Source organism: Bradyrhizobium sp. BTAi1, from assembly GCF_000015165.1.
GTDB lineage: Bacteria > Pseudomonadota > Alphaproteobacteria > Rhizobiales > Xanthobacteraceae > Bradyrhizobium > Bradyrhizobium denitrificans.
This window is the reverse complement of sequence record NC_009485.1, coordinates 3,502,896-3,521,394: the sequence shown is the minus strand read 5'-3', so window position 1 is coordinate 3,521,394 and position 18,499 is coordinate 3,502,896. Positions and strand designations below refer to the sequence as shown.

The following is an 18,499-nucleotide window of genomic DNA, read 5'->3' as shown; positions in this document are numbered from 1 at the left end:
AGAAGCGGCAGCACTTCGTACGGCGCAATGCGCTCATTGAAGCAGTCGCGTATTGGCGTAGAAAGAGAAACGAATGGCGGAGACGAATAGAGAGATTTCGACGCACATATCGAGCGCGCGCAAATTCCCAAGCGATTGCCAATCGAATGCTTGGGGGAATTCAGATACAGTCGCCATCCCGAGCTTCAAATCGCGTGTAGAGAGCGGCAAGCTCGACCGCCCCCGACCGTACGACGATGGCTCCCGCCTCGATCCGGCGCAGCTTAGAATTTGAACGAGGTCTCGATCTCGTAAGTACGAGGCGCTCCGAGGAAAATCTGATCGGGGTAATTCGGATCGCTCCAGACCGCGTACTTCTTGTCGGTCACGTTGCGGACGCGAAACGTCACGCGCGTGTTGTCGACTGTCGGCAAGAGCCGTGATTTCGGGATGTCTACGAAAGCAAACACATCGGCGGTCGTATAGGCCCGCATCATGACCACGTTGGCATCCGTCGTGAAGCGGTCGCCGACATGGCGGACCGAGAAACCGAGTTCGACCGGCAGCCAGCCTGGATTGAGGAAGCGATAGGACGCCCCGCCATTGACCACCAGCGACGGAATGTTCGGCGGTGTGTTGCCCGAGTAGGTGCCACCTGTGAAGTCATAGTCGGCATAACGGGCGTTGACATAGGCGACATTCGCCCAGACCTTGGTCTCCGGGGTCGGGCGCACCGCCCCCGACAGTTCAACGCCCTGCGATTTGACCTTACCTGCAAGATTGAGGCGCTGCCCCGCCTGCGCCGAGTAGACGTTGCTCCGTTCGATGTCGAACAGCGACAGCGTCCATTCGGCGCGTCCGTCCCACAGCAGGTTCTTGACGCCCGTCTCGTAGCTGCGCGCGGAAGTCAGGGTCAGCTTCTGTGTCGGGCTCAACAGGAACAGGCTGCCGACCGACAAATCGCTCGCCGTCGCATATTGGCTATAGAATGTCAGACCAGGAACGGCCTCCCAGGTGTAGCCGATCCGTCCCGTCACCGGATCCCAGGTCGCCGAATACGGAAAGCCGCTCTTCGTTGCACCGAACTTGTCAACCGACGTGCGATCCAACGTGAACGGATTGTAGCGCAGTCCGCCGATCAGCGCGAAATTATTGGTGATCTTCAGCCGGTCTTCCAGGTTGATCGCGAAGCTGTCGATGATCGCTGTCTGCCGCTGCGTTTGCAGCGTGCCGTAGTAGCCACGTACGGGATCGACGAGCGAGACCTGATCGGGAGGAGCGATCGACGCCGCCCCAGGCCTGGCGAAATCCAGGTGATAGACCTCAAAGCCCGTCACCATCCGATTGTCCATGCCGAGGATATTCGAATTCCAGGTCACGTCGGTATTGTTGCCGACCATGTTCTGGTTGTGATGGACATAGAAGCGTTCGCGATCGACCTGGTTCGTGTTGGCGTTGAACGCGATCACCTCGTTGTTGTACCAGTCGCGGCTGGCATTGTAGTTGTAGAACTGGCTCCTCACCGTGACGTCGTTCGTCGCGGCCCATTCGAAGCCGCCGCGGACCCAGGATTCCTTGATGGTCTTGTGACCATCCAAAACGTTGTAATTGGTCGACAATGTCCGGCTGTCGATCGTGACATTGTTGAGCGCGCTGAGGTTGTAGTCTGAAATCTTGTTGCCAGATACGATCCCCGACGTGGCGAACGCGCCGCTGTAGGCAGACGTCACAAGCGGTGTGCCCTCATAGAGCTTTGCCTGATAATCCTTGAATTCAGTGGCCGCAAACACCTTGAATGTGTCGGTGAGACGATAATTCAGCTGTCCGGACACGTGCAGATTCTTGGTGTCGGTATCGTCGATGAAGCCGACCTCCCTGGACTTGCTGATGTCGAAGCGATAGTCGAGGCCGTCGATCTTGGTGCTGCCGCCGGAGCCATAGCCGCTCCGAATGCTGCCTCGGTTGTCAAAGCCGAAGAACGCCTCCTGCGTGATCGGCCCGGTGTGCGGCGCCTTGGTCACGAAGTTGATGGCCCCGCCGACGGCGCCCTGGCCCGAGACCAGCGATGACGGCCCTTTGAGGAATTCAACCCGGTCGAGGTTGAAGGTCTCCATCGTCAACGCCGTGAATCCCGTCGGACCGATATTGATGCCGTTATAGGTGACGTTGATCTGATTGCCCTGGAAGCCGCGCATGGCGTAGGCGACATCGTTCGGCGCATCTCCCGCAGTCACGCCCGTGGCACCTTTCACGGTGTCGACCGTCGTATGATAGCCCTGCTCGCGAATGGTGTCGGCGCCGACGACCTCGACGCTTGCAGGCGTTTCGCGCGGCGTCAGCCCGAGCCGGCTGGCGCTCGCGGCGACGCCGCTGGAGTTCAGCGGCGTTGCAACTCCGCGCTGATCTCCCTGTCCTTGACGATCTGCGACTGCAGCCGCAGGAGCGGCAACGGGCCGGCGCGTATTCGAACGGGTGGATTGCCGCTTCTGGGTCTCGGACGAGCGAGCGGCGGCAGAGCTCCGCGGCTTTGGCGCCGTCACATCGACCTGTGGGAGCTCGGATGGCGTCCTTGTTGCTGAGGCCGGCGGGGAAGATGTTTGTGCAGCGGCATCAACCGTCAGAAGCAAGCATGAGCCGAGCGCGACCGACAAGCTCAACGCAGAAACCGAGCAACGAAGATCACGCACAACCACCCCCAGCAGCCGGCCGGTGAACGACTGCCCCATTGCGCTCGTTCACCGCGACACTCACGGCTTCTTGATTAATCAGACTCACCGAGTATGATGTCAAGACTGAAAGATCATACTGCGATCTGGAAAACCGAATAGGTCATTCGACGCTCCCGGGGTCGTACGCCGATCCTCGTTATCCCGAATGCCTTGATCTGCAATGGAAAGAGCATCGATGCTCGACGCGATCGACGTGACGAAGCAATTCGGTGACAAGACCGCCCTGGACGGCGTAACGCTCAGCGTTTCGCCCGGTGATATCTATTGCCTGCTCGGGGCCAATGGTGCGGGCAAGACCACGCTGATCAATCTTTTCCTGAACTTCATCCAACCGTCATCAGGACGTCTCACGATCGGCAGCCTCGATGTCGCGCAATCTCCGCTCGAGACCAAGCGCCTGCTGGCCTACATCCCCGAGCAGGTGACCCTCTATGCGACGCTGACGGGTGTCGAGAACCTCGCCTTCTTCTCGTCGCTCGCGACTGGCGATCGCTTGCCACGGTCGGAGTTGCTTGTTTTGCTTCAAGCCGCTGGACTGCCCCGCCAGTCCGTCGACGACCGTGTCTCGACCTATTCCAAGGGCATGCGCCAGAAGGTCGGCATCGCGATTGCGCTCGCCAAGCAGGCCAAGGCCCTGCTTCTCGACGAGCCGACCTCCGGCCTCGATCCGTCCGCGGCCAACGAATTCTCGGAGCTGCTGATCAATGCGAGCAGGTCGGGAGTCGCGGTGCTGACCACCACACACGATCTCTTCCATGCCAAGCAGACGGGCACACGCATCGGCATCATGAAGCGCGGACGCCTCGTCGAGGAGCTCAAGAGCGAGGACGTCAGTCACGCCGACCTCGAAGCACTCTATCTCAAGCACATGAAGAACTGACGTGTTTGCATTCATTGCCGCCAAGGACGCTCGCGAGATCCTGCGTGACGGACGACTGGTGTGGGCGGGCGGACTGATTTTTCTGTTGCTTGCAGTCGCTCTCGCAGCAGGGTGGCAGCGTCATGCGCAGATCAACAGTGAGCGGAGCGCCGGTCAGGCGCTCGATTATGACGCCTGGCTCCAGCAGGGCAGGCGCCATCCGCATGATGCCGCCGAGCAGGGCATGCATGTCTTCAAGCCAGAGCCCCCTTTGTCGGTCCTCGACCCTGGCATCGAGCCCTATGTCGGATCGACGGTATGGCTGCAGGCTCATCGCCAGAGCGAACTGAAATTCCGGCCTGCGCAGGATGCCACCGGACTGCAGCGGTTTGGCGAATTGTCGCCGGCCTGGGTGCTTCAGGTGCTGCTGCCGCTGTTGATCATCGTGATCGGGTTCAACGCGATCAGCGGCGAATATGAACGCGGCACGCTGCGGCAGCTTCTGAGCCTCGGTGTCTCCCCCCGCAGTCTGCTGTTGGGAAAGGCGGCCGCGCTCGGCGGATGCATCGCCCTCCTCATTCTCCCGGCCGCCGCGGTCCTGTCGCTCATCCTGCTCACGGGCGCCGCTGCCGCGGACCGCCTCGACGTGCTGTGCCGGACCGCCTGGCTGTTTGCCGCCTACGGTCTGTACCTCGGCTTCTATATTTTTCTCACGCTTGCCGTGTCCGCTCTGGTGCGTTCGTCACGCGCGGCTCTCGTGCTGCTGCTGGCATTCTGGGTCGCAACGACGTTGATCGCGCCCCGGGCCGCCTCTGAAGCCGCGAGCCTGCTCTATCCGACGCCATCACGCCTCGACTTCGACGAGCACCTGTCGCATGAGATTGGCGAGGCGGCAGATCAGGCGTGGGCCGCCAATTTTGGTGTCCGCGCCCAATGGGACGCCGCGCTTCCGCTGAGCAAATGGGGCGCTGCACTGAGAGTGGACGACCATGCCGGATACGGCGTCCTCGATCAGACCTTCGGCAAGCTATGGGACACGTTCGAGCGCCAGGAGTGGATGCAACGCTGGGTCGGCATCGTTGCCCCCGTGACCGCCCTTCGCAGCTTTTCGATGGGCCTGACCGGCACCGACTTCACACAGCACCGCGATTTCTCGTCGGCTGCGGAGGCGCACCGTCGCCTGATCCAGGACATCGTCAGCGACGACCTGATCAAGCATGCGGATCCGTTGGGGAATGCGCACTTTACTTATAAGGCCGGCCCGGAGCTGTGGGCCAGCGTGCCGCAGTTTCATTACTCGCTGCCGCGCGCGTCCTTTGCCTTGGCGCATCATTGGCAAAGCCTCATCCTTTTGGCCGTTCTGTTCGGCGTAGCTGTCGGACTGGCACACCGTGCCGTGTCCCGTCCCTTGATGCGATAGTGCGAGCCATCGACGATGATCTCTCCACAATCTCGGTCGGTTGCGAACTTCTGGCTCATCGTCCGTCACGAGGCGCGCACGCTTCTCAGAGACCGCACCCTGCCCCTGGTGTGCACGGTTCTGATACTGATGGTCGGCTGCGGTCTGCTTGTCGGTATCGCGCAAGCCTCGCTGCGCGAGCGGATGATCGGCGAGGTGACGGCACATGAGCGCGAGACGCAGCAGAAGAACCGCGATACGTTGCAATCTGTCCTGGCGGGCAAGAACGCGCTGGTTCCGTTCTCGAATCCCGCAAATCCCGCGGCTCTCGCCGGCACACTCGCCGGCCGGCATACGGTGCTGCCAAATGCACCGCTGGCGGCACTCGCAGTCGGCCAGTCCGACATGATGCCAAATTATTACCGCATCTCTTATCTGAGCAAGGTGCAGTTCATGTACGACTCGGAGATCGAGAACCCGTGGAATCTTCTCAGCGGGCATTTCGATCTGGCCTTCGTTGTGGTGTTCGTGCTGCCCCTTCTCGTCATCGGCCTCGGCTACAATCTGCTGTCTGCGGAGCGCGAGCAGGGCACGCTGCGCATGCTGTGCTCACAGCCACTGTCACTTACAACTTTGCTGGCGGCCAAGGTGACCGTACGGCTGATCGCGCTTCTGGCCGTGGCGATCCCCTTGCCGTTGATCGTCCTTCTCGCAATCTTTCCCGAGGCACGTACGATCGCATCGATGGCTCTGATGCTGTCGTGGGCCCTGCTCATCGCCGGCTATACGCTGTTCTGGTTTATGGTCGCAGCCTTCGTCAACGTTCTCGGCCGCCCGTCGTCGCAGAACGCCCTGATCATGGTCGCGCTCTGGACGGTCCTCGTGCTCATCCTGCCCGTTGCAATGAACCTTGCCGTGAACGCGGTCAGCCCGGCGCCGTCGCGCACCGAGCTTGCAAGCCGGACGCGGGTGGTCACCGCCGATGCTCTGCGCGAGTACGAAAATCTGTACAGCGCCGACTATCGTTACGCCTCGGACCCAGAAGCCCTGTCGGTGAAGAACGGGCAGATCGAGGTGCCGTCGCGCATGCGCGCGTTCTTCCTTGCCAAGCAGCGCGTCGATGAGCAGATCGAACCGCTGCTCAAGCGTTTCGACAGCCAACTCCTCGCGCAGCAACGTCTCGTCGACATTATCGGCTTTCTTTCACCCGCCATTCTCGTCAACGAGGCCCTAAATTCCGTTGCTGGCAATGACTCGCGCCGCTTCGTCGCCTTCAAGACCCAGACGGAAGCATTTCACGATGGCTGGCGCCGCTTCTTCGCCCCAAAGATTTCGGACAACCGTGCGATGACGCTGGATGATCTGGCTCTGTTGCCGCAATGGCGATGGGCTGAAGTTGCGGCAGCAGAGACACGCCAGCGGATCTGGTCGCGCATCGCCCTGATCCTGGCCCTCGTAATCGCGCTCGGATTGCTCGTGGTCACCAAAGCGGCCCGCCAGCCGATCGTCTAACCGCTCTCGTTTGCGGCTGCGTCTCCGACCACCCGTCGCGAGATGATCACGATCCAAAGCCCCGTCCGGAAACGGCGCGCGCCATGCGACAATTGACGAATTGCGCGCTCTGGCGTGGGACTCAGGGGCGACTGCTTCCCACGATGAGCCATCGCTGACGCGATGCGTTTCCGGACGGGGCTCGGCGGCGATCACCCGCCGCTGTCAGCCTCGGCACCTTCCAGCAAATCCTATCCCAGCAACGATAGTATGACAATCATTGACATTCTTCATACTGCGGGAACAGTATGACGGATCGATGAAATGACGCCGCTATTGTGGAGTCCGAGGGTGTGCCGCGCTGCTCCCTTGACCAAGCGCGGTGGAGCAGGACTGCACAATTGACGCTCGCGATCGGACACATCTTCGACGACCGCCCCCAAAATCTGACCCGCAAGATCGTCCTCATTTACGCGACGCTCATTGCTGCGAACGTCATGGCTTGGACCTGGGCCATCGTCCAGTTCGCCGGGCAGCCGGTCCTGCTTGGCATGGCCTCCCTAGCCTACAGCTTCGGAGTCAGGCATGCCGTCGATCCGGATCACATCGCAGCGATCGACAACGTCACGCGAAAGCTGATGCAAGAGGGCAAACGTCCAATCTCGACCGGCTTCTTCTTTGCCCTCGGTCACTCGACAGTCGTCATCGTCGCGTCGGTTCTGTTGGCGTGCTCGATTGCGGCGCTCGACGCGAAATTCAGCTGGTTTAAAGAGATTGGCGGACTGATCGGGACCGGCGTTTCGGCAGCGTTCCTGATCGTCATCGCGCTCGCAAATCTAGCAATACTATTCTCGATCTACCGCGCCTTCTCCGCGATCCGACGCGGCGAGCACGTGACCGACGATGCTCTCAACGATCTGCTTACGCGGCGAGGAGCAATCTCACGGATCTTGCGGTCGCTCTTCGCCGTCATCACGAAAAGCTGGCACATGTATCCTCTCGGATTGTTGTTCGGCCTGGGCTTCGATACGGCGACAGAAGTGAGCCTGCTGGGAATGTCTGCAACACAGGCCTCATCCGGACTGCCCGTCTGGTCGATACTCGTTCTTCCGGCGCTGTTTACCGCGGGCATGTCGCTCGTCGATACGACAGACGGGGTCGTCATGGTCCAAGCCTACGGGTGGGCATTCACGAAGCCAGTCCGTAAGCTCTACTACAATCTCACGATGACTTCGATTTCGGTCGTGGTTGCGCTGTTGATCGGCGGAATCGAGGCGCTTAGCCTCGTAGCCGACAAATGGGATCTTCATGGCGGGGTGTGGACCTTGGTCGATCAGATCAGTCAGCACTTCGGCGTCATGGGCTATTTCATCATCGGCATCTTCGTCATCGGCTGGCTGATTTCCGTCCTCATCTTCCGTCTCGGACATCTGGATCAAACGGCCTAACCTGAAAGCTCGTCTGATTTCGCATCCTTGGCCTCAACGTCCTGAGAGATTTCCGCGGCCAGTGTCTGTCCTTTGGCTAATCGCCGTCCAAGAGCCTCGACGAAACCCTCGTAGCGCTCGCGGCCCTTGGCCTGCGCGGCGGTTTGAGCCGTATCCGGCAGCGGCGAGGTGACGGTCAGCCAGAACCGCACGAACAGCGCCAGCGCTTCGTTGGCGATCGTCACGTGACGCTCGAGCCGCTCCACCTGCCGGGTCAGTCGGTCGAGACGCCGCCCCAGCGCTGCCTCCATCCGCTCGGCATTGTCAGGCGACAGATAGGATGTCAGCGCGGTCTCAACGACGAGCGCCTGCGGCACGCGCTTGCGGCCGGCGTAATCAGCGAGCTGACTTGCGAGGTCTGGAGGCAGCCGAAAGGTGTGCTTGGTCCGCATCACGAGCCTCCTCTACAGACCAAGGCCATCGTCCGGGTCCAGCGCCGCCTGGCGCGGCAAGCCGCGAAGCTGGTCACGGAGCACGCTGTTGCGCACCATCTCGTCATCCACTTCTCTGTCAAAGTTGAACTCCTGCGCGGGCCGCGACGGCTCCGGCACGATCTCCTCATGCTCGGGAAGCTCGGGCTCCCTCCGGATCCCGGCATTCGCGGCGTCACCGGCTGCATCCAGCGCAGCCGGCCTCCCCTGCTCTTTTGCTGCGATAGTCCGAGCGATCGGCGGCAGCCTGCTCCAATCATCCGCTGCTGCGTCGCCGTCCTGATCCGTCAAAACCGGATTGGGAGGTGGCAACACCCGATCGACCAGCCGCGGATCTGCGAAATACCGGGCCTTCTTGCCGCGGATCGGCGGAACACCGGAGACCAGCACCAACTCATCATCAGCCGGCAGCTGCATCACCTCTCCCGGCGTGAGCAAGGGACGCGCCGTCTCCTGGCGTGACACCATGAGATGTCCCAGCCAAGGGCTCAGTCGATGGCCGGCATAGTTCTTCATCGCCCGCATCTCGGTGGCGGTCCCCAGCGCGTCCGACACACGCTTGGCGGTACGCTCGTCATTGGTCGCAAACGACACCCGCACATGACAATTGTCGAGGATGGCGTTATTGGCCCCGTAGGCCTTCTCGATCTGATTGAGCGATTGCGCGATCAAGAAGCTCTTGAGGCCGTAACCAGCCATGAAGGCGAGCGCGGACTCGAAGAAGTCGAGCCGGCCGAGTGCCGGGAATTCGTCGAGCATCAGAAGCAGCCGGTGGCGCCGCCCGTGGGCCTGCAGATCCTCGGTCAGTCGGCGGCCGATCTGGTTGAGGATCAGCCGCACCAGCGGCTTGGTCCGGCTGATGTCGGAGGGCGGCACCACGAGATAGAGCGTGGTCGGATGCTCGCCAGCGACGAGATCACGGATCCGCCAGTCGCAACGGCGCGTCACCTGCGCTACCACCGGATCTCGATACAAACCGAGAAACGACATCGCGGTCGAGAGCACGCCCGAGCGTTCGTTTTCGCTCTTGTTCAGGAGCTCGCGGGCGGCGGATGCGATCACAGGGTGCGGCCCGGCGTCCCCCAGATGCGCCGTGGTCATCATCGCGCGCAGAGTGACATCGATCGGCCGCTTTGGATCGGAGAGGAAGTTGGCGACCCCCGCCAGCGTCTTGTCAGCTTCCGCGTAAAGCACATGGAGAATGGCCCCGACCAGTAGTGCGTGGCTCGTCTTCTCCCAATGATTGCGCCGCTCCAGCGACCCTTCAGGATCGACCAGGACGTCGGCGACATTCTGGACGTCGCGGACCTCCCACTCCCCTCGCCTCACCTCGAGCAGCGGATTGTAGGCCGCCGATCGCGCATTGGTCGGATCGAACAGCAGCACCCGGCCATGCGGCGCTCGAAAGCCCGCCGTCAGTTGCCAGTTCTCGCCCTTGATGTCGTGCACGATGCAACTACCCGACCACGTCAGCAGGGTCGGCACTACCAGGCCAACGCCCTTGCCCGAGCGGGTCGGCGCGAAACACAGCACATGCTCCGGACCGTCATGACGAAGGTACTGATCCGCGTACCGTCCCAGCACCACGCCGTCCGGCCCCTGCAGCCCGGCAGCGGAGATCTCCTTCAGCGTCGCCCATCGCGCGGACCCGTAGGTGACGACATCGGCGGGCTCACGCGCCCGCCACACCGACATGCCGAACGCAACCGCGATCGAGGCCACACCGCCGAACGCCGCAATCAGACCTCCCTCGGCGAACACCTCGGGCGCATAGGCGTCATACGCAAACCACCACCATAAAAACGAAGGCGGGAAATAAATCGGCATACCCCACGCCAGCTCGAACCAGGGCTGCCCAAGCTGCGGTTGATACCCCAGCCGCCACGCCGTCCACTGCGTCGCGGCCCACATCGTGACAAGCACGATCGTGACGACCGCTGTGATCTGCCCCCAGAGGATTCGCGTGCCAGGCATGAGGGCAGGTCAGACGCCCAGAACGCCGGACGAAGGCGGCCACGAACGGTCGGCGAACGGCCGCCTCGTTCGACGCATCACTCGATGCTCGACAGGCGATGACTGCAGCAGACCGGCCCTTGGCAATACCTCGTGCAGAAGGTCCCTCCCAATGCTGTCAAGCACGCCGCAGATCCCGCTCAACGAATTGTTGGTACTCCTCCCGGCTCTCAGCGCTCGCTCGGGACGGAAGCGTGAACCAGATCGCAGCCGAGATCTGGAGAGCGACGTTCACGCCGAAAGCTGCCTGGTACGCGATTGCTGGATAGTGACCGCCGACCGCCGGCCAGAGCTGCACCACGAGTCCCGTCAAGCATTGCAAGGCGAACGCGCCTCCGATGTGGAACACGTTGAGCGCCGCATTGGCCCGTCCAGCGACCTCCTTCGGGAAGTACTCTGCCAAGACGGCGTAGCTCAGCACGGTCGCCGCACCGACGGACGCAATGAAGACCCAGGAGATGCACGATGGTAGCGGCAGGCGCGCGATCAGCGCCGATTGCGCGGCGATGAATAGGATCGCAACGGACGACAGCAACTGACCAGGCCCGATGCCCCGACGACGCAACCGATCGGCGACGACGCCGAGCAGGAGCGCGCCAACGCTCAAGGCAATCGCCATCATCAAGAGGTTCTGCAGCAATGCCGGCCGGCCGAGGCTTTCGACATCATTGAACCATGATGCAGCCCAAAGCCCCTGGAGCGACCAGGCGGTTCCGATGCAGGTGGCCGAAAGCGGCGCTAGCCGCCAGAAGCGGGGGTCAGCGTAAATGGTCTTCAGGCCGATCTTGGCCGCACCTGAAGCAGATGGCGATGCCGGCACGACCTTCGGCACGATCAGAAAGATCAGCAGCGAGCAGCCAAGGGATCCGAACGCGAGAAGATTGAACAATCCGCGCCAGCCGATCGAGGCGACCAGCCAGTCCGCCGGCAGCGTCGCAGTGACCGCTCCCGAGGCTGCTATCATGATCATGATGCCATTGAGCAACGGCACCCGCTCGCCCGGAAACCAGAGCAACAGTGCCTTCAGGCCGGACGTCATTGCGGCGGCGACGCCGAGGCCGATCAGGGCGCGGCCGGCAAGGAGGAGCAGGAAGTGATCCGAGACCGCAAACAGCGCCGCGCCAGCGGCCGCGGCTAACAGCACCGCACTCTGAACGAGCCGCGGACCATATCGATCCAGGAGAATGCCAATCGGGATCTGGGCTACAGCGAAGGTCAGGAAGTAGACCGACGTCAACAGACCGAGATTGCCGGCGCTGAGGCCGAATTCGGTGGCGAGCGAGCCTGCGATCGTCGCATTGATGGTTCGGAACAGAAACGACAGATAGTAGGCGCCCACGAATGGCAGAAACACCCTGAGGGTCAGCTGCCACATGGACATTTGGCCTGTGCGCGCCTGGCGCGACATCGCATGGGCCTGCAAATCGCCTGCCGAACGCGTGACATCGCGATCAGCGGCAACGGATCCGGCGCTGAATTGCGAGCGCGCCGTCTCCTCGGAATCATCTTCCGGCCCGCTCTGGACTACCGCGCTGAGCCGTTCCAGCGTCTCCCCAATCAAAGAGCGACCCTGATGAACGCGGGTGGAGACCTGCGCCGCGAACTCGTCGAAGCGTTCGGCCCCCCGCTGGCAAGCTTCGTGCAAGGCAGCAGCCGGGAGGCGTGGAGCCATGGCAAACTGAAAGCGCGCCTGGAGCGCGACAGCCTCGCTGACGAGCCTGACATCAGCCGCCAGCTGCTCCAGCTGCCGGTTCATGAGGCCGATACAATCGCGCAAGGACTCTCCATCTTCTTGGTCGGGACCCAGATAGCGATCAAGAGCGGCTTCCACGAGCGCGGACCTCGACTGGCCCGGGCGCTGAACCGCGACGGCGACGGCCAAGCGTGCCGCGACGTCCTGGGAGAGATAAACGCCGATCCTGGATTTCATATTGCCACGCGGAGAGGACTGAGTGGGATCGAAGGATGAGCAGCAGCGCCCACAGATTGCGGTGAGCCGTCGACGGCTCACCGCATTCGGCGCTGGGCCAAGGAGATCGGTGGGCCTGCCTGCTCGGCGTCGAGATTTCGGGGACGCTGTTTGGATGTGGAATATCCACGACGCCAGCAGCCGCGTTCGACGGCATCGAAGAAGCCCTCAACTTGCGCGTTGAAGGCGGCAGGCTCTTCCAGATTGATGGTGTGGCCCGTGTTCGGACAGATCCAAAGGCCGGCATCGGGCAGGCATGCCTTCAGCATCAGGTTGGTGTCGAGACAACGCGTGTCCTCGTCACCGACAGCGAGCAACACCGGGATCGCCAATGCCGCCAAGCTGGCCCTGAAGTCGTGCAGCGACGGACGCAACATCTGATAGCGGACCATGGTCGTCGACAGTCCCCGTGCGGACAACCGCCCGAGCCGGTCCGCGAACTCCCGCCACGCCCGGGGATTCTTGTGCTTGAGCTGAATGCGCGTCGGACTGTGCGCGATCCTGTTCGCCGTCACATCCAGACCGCGATCGATGAACGACCGAGCCAGCGTTGATGTCTGCTTCAGCCATTGCTCGCGCTGCGACGGCGAACAGCCCGATCCCGCGGCTGCGGCAACGATGGCGCTGACCCGTCCTGGGTATCGCAGTCCGAACTGCAGAGCGGCATAGGCGCCCATGCTGGCCCCGACCAGATGAGCCCGGTCGATCCCAAGTCCGCGCATCACCGCATCGATGTCGCCGACCGCATGCTCCCAGCCGTACAGCGCGGCATCCTCGGGAACATCGCTGGGCGGGTAGCCCCGTGCGTTATAGACGATGCAGCGGTGGCTTTTCGCGAAGTGACGGACTTGACCATCCCAGCTCCGCAGATCGGAGCCGAACTCGTGAGCAAAGATGATCGGACGGCCCTGGCCGGTTTCCTCGACATAGAGCTTGACCCCGCCGGCATCGACATACGGCATCGCGATCGTCCCCCGTTGCATATCCGCGCTCGTGGGACGAAGGAACCGACGAGATACACGCGAGGCAATGCCTCAACGATGCTCGTCGTAGTCTTGCGCAGAATCTCGCGGAATAACCGGGGTGTCCAAGCCTGCCTGGTGGTCAGCCCCATGTCATTTCGATGTCTCAAGGGCGATCAGAGGCCGATGCCTAGCTTGCGTCCAAAACTCCAGTTCACGCCGCCGCCGCTGATGGCGATCCCGCGCACCTCGCGCCCGAGTTGCTGTTCAAGTGCCGGACGCCAAGGCACGAGCTGAAAGCCGAGCCCGTCGTCGATCATGGCGAAGCGACCGGACGCCAAGGTCACGCGCTGACGGTAGATGCCCGCGATCGGATCGCCTTCGCCGATCGGCCGGTAGGCCAGCGCCGTCTCGGCCGAAATCCTGGATGCGGCGGCATTCAGCTCGCGCTGGCGCAGGGTGGTGAGCAGATCGCGCGCGAACACGACCTGCTGCCCTTGCCGACGAGCGAGACCCTCAGCGGCCAGATGATCGATCCGGCGTTCCATGGCGGCCCGGACGTCCGCCCCGAAGCCGCCGGCAGCAGCAACAGGCTCGCGCGCCAGCAATTGCCGGTCGAGCCATGTCGCACCATCCGCGCTCACCTGAGCGTCGAGGGCGAGATCCGATCGTGTCGCCAGCGACAGCCGCTTGCGACCCTGCGCATCGTCATACACGCGCGCCTCGACGATTGCTCCCAGCTGAGCATCGCCGGTCAGCTCGAGATCAGCGAATTTGAGATGATGGGTTCGACCATCGATGCCTTCTACGATGGCATAGGCCGAGCCGTTGAGCTCGTCATGGAGGCCACGCGCCACGAGGCGCCCGAGCACCGGATCGGCCGGCTGGTCACCATGCAGCGCAAAGCCCGTGACATCAGGCTCCCGGCCGAAGCCGGCGATAGCCCGGTGCATGGTTTTGATGATATCGCCGCGGATCGCGAGATCACGCAAGCCGTCCTCCAGACCAGCTTTCAGTGTCCAACGCCCCGGCGCGATCTGCTCGGCCAGACCAAGACGTTCCAGCCGGGCCGCCCTGCCCGTCATCAGCCTTCGCAGCTCCGGATCTTCGCGGCCCGTCACCAGGCGAAGATCCGCGACGCCAGCTCCCTCATCGGCCACAGCGCGAAGCGCACGATCGAGCCCGGTCCAGTGCTCGGCATCGACCTCGCGTTCCAGAGCCGACTTGATCTCGTGCTCGCTGCGCGGGCCGAGCTCAAGACCGACACGCTCCGCTGCCCGCTCGCGAAATCCACGGCTGATATAGTCGCGGCTGATGACGAGATCCTGGCCGTCATCGCTGCGGCCGCGCACGAGAACATGGACGTGCGGATTGTCCGTGTTCCAATGGTCGACCGCGATCCACTCCAGCCGCGTCCCGAGATCGCGCTCGGCATCGCGCATCAGCTCGCGGGTGAAGGCACGCAGATCCTGCATCTCAGCGGCATCCTCCGGCGAGACAATGAAGCGGAAATGATGGCGGTCGCTCTCGACGCTGGCAGCGAACGCCCGCACATCGGCCTGGTCCGATCGCGCATCGAACATCGTGGCATCCGCGCCGTCGCGCGTGACGCCCTCACGCTTGAGATAACTCACATGCTTGGCAAGCGGCGCAGACCGGAACTTTGTCCCGCGATGCCGGACCACGCGCGCCTTGATCACGACCCGGCGCGTCGGCGAGCGCAGCGACAATGCCAGCGCAGCAGACCGCCCGCGCCCGAACCGCGCCCCGGCCCTTCGTCCCTCCCGGCCAAAGCCTTTGCCCGTGTGACCAGCCTTCCTCGCAGCCCGCATGACCTGGCCAACAAAGCTCTTCGGCTTGGCCGGGCCACGGCCACCGTTCCTGATCCGACCGGGACGAACGCGGAAGTCGCTCTCGTCCCGGCTCATGTCGACCTCGGCGACAGGCCGGCTTGGCCGACGGCGCTCGCTTGATTGATTTGCCGATGCTTTCGCGGGGAAGCGCCAGCCGGCCTTATCTGCATCAGGACTGAAACACGAATCCAACCAACCACATGCGCCCGACGGCCGTCGGCGCTTTTATCTCGCAATCCGTGGTCGAGCTTTCCGGGCTTCACCTGTTTCCTCTCCAACATGCGATGATCCGCGACAGGCCGCGAAGAAGGGTGAGTCCGCTCATCGCCAGAGATTTCCGCCGGCATGCCGAGCAAACAACGCATGCGGCCGCGGTAGAAGCGACGAAAGATTGCCGCGGCGAGCGACACGCAATGATCTGACCGAGCGCTTGCCAGTTACACTCGGATGATCGTCGGCCATGCGTTGCGAACCGCGCGGGGCGAACAAATCCGCAAGCGAGAACGCTGCCGCTCGGGAGACATCGACAGGCCGTTGGGCTTGCACACCGCCGACGGCGGACGAAAGCTTCGCGACGTAGGCTCGGGTTTCGTCCGGCAGCGGCCGGCCCGTTGCCAGATGACGTTCATACCGCCCGGGACCCGCATTGTAGGCTGCGAGGAACCCAGGCGATCCATAACGGTCGTGCAGCTCGCGAAGATAGGCTGCGCCCGCCAGAACGTTGTCGTGAGGATCGAAGGGATCAGCCCCAAGGCCGTAGCGGGCGCGCAAATCGCGCCAGGTCTCCGGCATGATCTGCATCAGGCCGACGGCGCCCTTTGACGAGCGAGCCCGCCGATCACCGCCGCTTTCAGCGCGCATGACGGCATAGATCCAGCGCTCGGGAATATCGAACCGATGCGCAGCTTCGCTCACAGAACCTGCAAATGTGTCAACAGAGGACGTGCTCACGACGTGCAGACGGGAGGACGACGGGGAGGCCTGTGCTGTCGCGCCGGCGACAATCGACCATGCGAGGACTGCAGCGATGATAACGCTCTGCCCGTGCCTCCGGACTTGCGTAGCGACGACGCGAGAAGCGGCCGCGACGAACGAGCCAGCGGAGGTCTGAGCGATCGAACGAGCACCGAAGGGCCGGCGACCGTCGTGCATCGTCACTCCTCCCCACCCACCCACAGCGGCTCGGCGTGACCGACGATGGCGGACACCGGCAGCACGCCGAAATATCGCCCATCGAGGGAGATCGCCGAGCGCGTGTTCATCAGAAAAGCTTCATCTTTGCTGAGCGTTCGGCAGCCCTGCCACACCGGCAGTGGCCGCCCCCGGCTATCACGCTCTTGCGCCTGCCCCACCTCGACCGCGTCGATGAGAATCGCGAGTCCGTGCCTGCAGACGACCTGCCCGGGCAGCGCCGCGACATGCTTCATCATCGGTACGCCGCGCGGCAGGTAGCCTCGGCTCGCCAGGAAATCGGCGATCGGCTGCGGCGGCTGCACCGCAACGATCTCGCCAATGGAGCGATCGCCGCTGGGGCGCAGCCGGTAGAGGCCCGTCGGGACGCTTGCAGAGAGGTTCCAGACAAAGCGGACGGTCGACGACTGCGGCACGGCCGACACGGCGATGGCAGCCACTCCGATGAGCGCAAGACGAAGCACAGCATCTGTCGTCATCGCGCAAACCTCCGCCGGTGCAGCCACGCCTGATGCCGTCCGCGCGTGTAGTCGCGCGGCACGTCGTAAGCGGACAGGCGGTTGTGAACGTGCTGCCAGTAGTCAGGCGCGGCCTCGGCTGGATCGATACCGAGCGCCTCCACCCTGTCGATCCGCTGCAACACGGCTTCGACTCTGGACCAACCGGCAAGCCGCAACAGGATCTCGCCGCCGGGGCGGACGAATGGCACGGTGGTGTATGCCTGTCCCGGCGCGACCGCCCTGACGATCTCGATGCGCGATACGACCGTTCCGAAGTCGTTGGATGCCCACCGCACGAAAGCGAAGATGGCGCCAGGAGCAAAGGACAGAACGCGCCGGCGCTTGTCGATGATGGTCTCTTCGACCGCATGGCCGAAGCGAATCCAGTTCTCGATCCGCTTCTCGAGCCAGAGCAACTCCACCTGTGTGAGGTCGCTCATGCCGCCCTCCGGCGAGAGCAGATGGACTGATCTGCCCAATCCCGGACGGCCGGCAGGACCGTGCAGCCGCGCCTAGGGTTCAGGTCCCGATCGAGCTTGAGGGCGCCGCGCAAAGGCTGCGCGCCTTGGTCATCACCAGGCGTGCGAAACGCGCTGTCCGTTAGAAGGAATCCGAAGGATTCCTTGTTAGTAAAGTTAAGGGCCACCCAAGCAATTGAGCTGCCATCGGTTTTGACCGATTTCGGTCCCCGATAGCACGAGGATCCGGTCCCCGATAGCACGAGGGTTCTGGTCCCCGATAGCACGAGCTGATTCACAGGTTTTCCCCAGAGGCCGTGCTGATGCCGCGCTTGCGCAGACGCGCAGCGAACGGGTCTTCGGGAACGGGAGCAAAGGAGAGCCGCTCCCGGTCTCGCAATCCGGGCTCGATGGCGAGCCGGTAGCCGGGCAGCGTCTGACGGCGGACGATGTCACGCAGGTCGTAGGCAAAATGCTTCAGCGGCGACAGACTGCCCGACTTGGCGTGCAGATGCGCGACGTCGAAGCTCCAGCCGCCCTGCTGGCGCCCGCCATGCTTGCGAACAAGCCGATAAAGCCACCGCTCGAGTCCACCCCTCAGATCGAAATACGCGCGGTCGATCGTGAGGACGAGCGCGTTGTCGAGAACGCCCGAATAGAACCAGTCCGGTAGGATCAGCTGCAGACCGGAGGGCTTGCCATGGGCATCCGCCGTCTCCCGCCATTCGTTGATCCAGGAGAAACGATGCCGCCGCCGTTCCGTGAGCTGGCGGATCGACGTCAGCACGGTCGTCGCCTGCAGGCGATCCAGTCCGGCCTTGAGACGATCGTAATCGCGCGCGCCGGTCCCGCGTCCGACGAAGGTCAGGATCTCGTGCGGCGTCGCCGCCATCAAACGCGAGGTTCTCAGGCCCGCATCGCGCGCTTCGACGATCTGCGACGCCGCCCAAATCAGCACGTCCGCGTCCCAGATCGTCGCCATCCCGTGCTCCGGGACCGCCTCGACGCGGATCGTGATTGTCCCTGCGCGAAAATCGATCGGAACGACGCGCCTGCTCTTGGCAAGCGAGAAGAACGGATAGGCCATCAGATCCTGCGCGTCGCGAGGCGCGAGATCGCCCGGCAGCGCACGAAACAGCTCGAGCTGCTCGCGCTCGGCGCGCCAGCTGCCGCGCATT

At 63.1% G+C, this 18,499-nt stretch carries 14 protein-coding genes; 4 read left to right on the top strand and 10 right to left on the bottom strand.

All coding sequences use genetic code 11. The features are described 5' to 3' along the window. Positions 1 to 263: 263 nt before the first annotated feature. Positions 264 to 2,705 (bottom strand): TonB-dependent siderophore receptor, encoded by a 2,442-nt coding sequence (locus BBTA_RS15735; protein WP_012043475.1) that lies wholly within the window; start codon positions 2,703 to 2,705, stop codon positions 264 to 266. A gap of 178 nt (positions 2,706 to 2,883) precedes the next feature. Between BBTA_RS15735 and BBTA_RS15730 the strand changes: the two genes are divergently transcribed. The 4 genes from BBTA_RS15730 (at position 2,884) to BBTA_RS15715 (ending at position 7,905) form a co-directional block, all read left to right on the top strand. Continuing rightward, positions 2,884 to 3,588, top strand: coding sequence for an ABC transporter ATP-binding protein (locus tag BBTA_RS15730; RefSeq protein ID WP_041750675.1), 705 nt, complete (start codon positions 2,884 to 2,886; stop codon positions 3,586 to 3,588). Position 3,589: 1 nt separating this feature from the next. Then, a complete protein-coding gene (locus BBTA_RS15725; RefSeq protein ID WP_012043473.1) occupies positions 3,590 to 4,987 on the top strand; it encodes an ABC transporter permease subunit in 1,398 nt (465 codons plus the stop codon). Positions 4,988 to 5,002: 15 nt separating this feature from the next. Next, positions 5,003 to 6,478: a DUF3526 domain-containing protein gene (locus BBTA_RS15720; RefSeq protein ID WP_012043472.1), complete on the top strand. Its 1,476-nt coding sequence runs from the start codon at positions 5,003 to 5,005 to the stop codon at positions 6,476 to 6,478. A 380-nt stretch (positions 6,479 to 6,858) separates the two neighbouring features. After that, the gene (locus BBTA_RS15715; protein WP_049795366.1) at positions 6,859 to 7,905 is read left to right on the top strand and encodes a HoxN/HupN/NixA family nickel/cobalt transporter; all 1,047 of its coding nucleotides are present in this window, start codon (positions 6,859 to 6,861) and stop codon (positions 7,903 to 7,905) included. Here the strand turns inward: BBTA_RS15715 and BBTA_RS15710 are convergent. The 9 genes from BBTA_RS15710 to BBTA_RS15665 all read right to left on the bottom strand — a co-directional run bounded on the left by BBTA_RS15710 (position 7,902) and on the right by BBTA_RS15665 (position 18,498). Next, entirely contained in the window at positions 7,902 to 8,336 is a 435-nt protein-coding gene (locus tag BBTA_RS15710) for a hypothetical protein (RefSeq protein ID WP_041750674.1), read from the bottom strand. The two genes, BBTA_RS15715 and BBTA_RS15710, sit on opposite strands and share 4 nt — an antisense overlap. A gap of 12 nt (positions 8,337 to 8,348) precedes the next feature. After that, positions 8,349 to 10,349: a conjugal transfer protein TraG gene (locus BBTA_RS15705; RefSeq protein WP_012043469.1), complete on the bottom strand. Its 2,001-nt coding sequence runs from the start codon at positions 10,347 to 10,349 to the stop codon at positions 8,349 to 8,351. Between the two features lie 157 nt (positions 10,350 to 10,506). Further along, positions 10,507 to 12,318 carry an MFS transporter gene (locus BBTA_RS15700; protein ID WP_148221447.1) on the bottom strand — a complete coding sequence of 604 codons (1,812 nt, stop codon included), beginning with the start codon at positions 12,316 to 12,318 and terminating at the stop codon, positions 10,507 to 10,509. A gap of 77 nt (positions 12,319 to 12,395) precedes the next feature. After that, positions 12,396 to 13,340, bottom strand: coding sequence for an alpha/beta fold hydrolase (locus BBTA_RS15690; protein WP_012043466.1), 945 nt, complete (start codon positions 13,338 to 13,340; stop codon positions 12,396 to 12,398). 155 nt (positions 13,341 to 13,495) lie between these two features. Further along, the gene (locus tag BBTA_RS15685) at positions 13,496 to 15,247 is read right to left on the bottom strand and encodes a DUF3363 domain-containing protein (RefSeq protein WP_012043465.1); all 1,752 of its coding nucleotides are present in this window, start codon (positions 15,245 to 15,247) and stop codon (positions 13,496 to 13,498) included. 246 nt (positions 15,248 to 15,493) lie between these two features. Beyond that, positions 15,494 to 16,087 (bottom strand): lytic transglycosylase domain-containing protein, encoded by a 594-nt coding sequence (locus BBTA_RS41795; RefSeq protein WP_371260197.1) that lies wholly within the window; start codon positions 16,085 to 16,087, stop codon positions 15,494 to 15,496. Positions 16,088 to 16,326: 239 nt separating this feature from the next. Continuing rightward, positions 16,327 to 16,842, bottom strand: coding sequence for a S26 family signal peptidase (locus BBTA_RS15675; protein ID WP_012043463.1), 516 nt, complete (start codon positions 16,840 to 16,842; stop codon positions 16,327 to 16,329). Further along, complete coding sequence (locus tag BBTA_RS15670) at positions 16,839 to 17,303, bottom strand: DUF2840 domain-containing protein (protein ID WP_041750672.1); 465 nt, start codon at positions 17,301 to 17,303, stop codon at positions 16,839 to 16,841. Before BBTA_RS15670 ends, BBTA_RS15675 begins: the two co-directional genes overlap by 4 nt. A gap of 313 nt (positions 17,304 to 17,616) precedes the next feature. Next, positions 17,617 to 18,498, bottom strand: coding sequence for a replication initiator protein A (locus tag BBTA_RS15665; protein WP_012043461.1), 882 nt, complete (start codon positions 18,496 to 18,498; stop codon positions 17,617 to 17,619). Position 18,499: the final 1 nt, after the last annotated feature.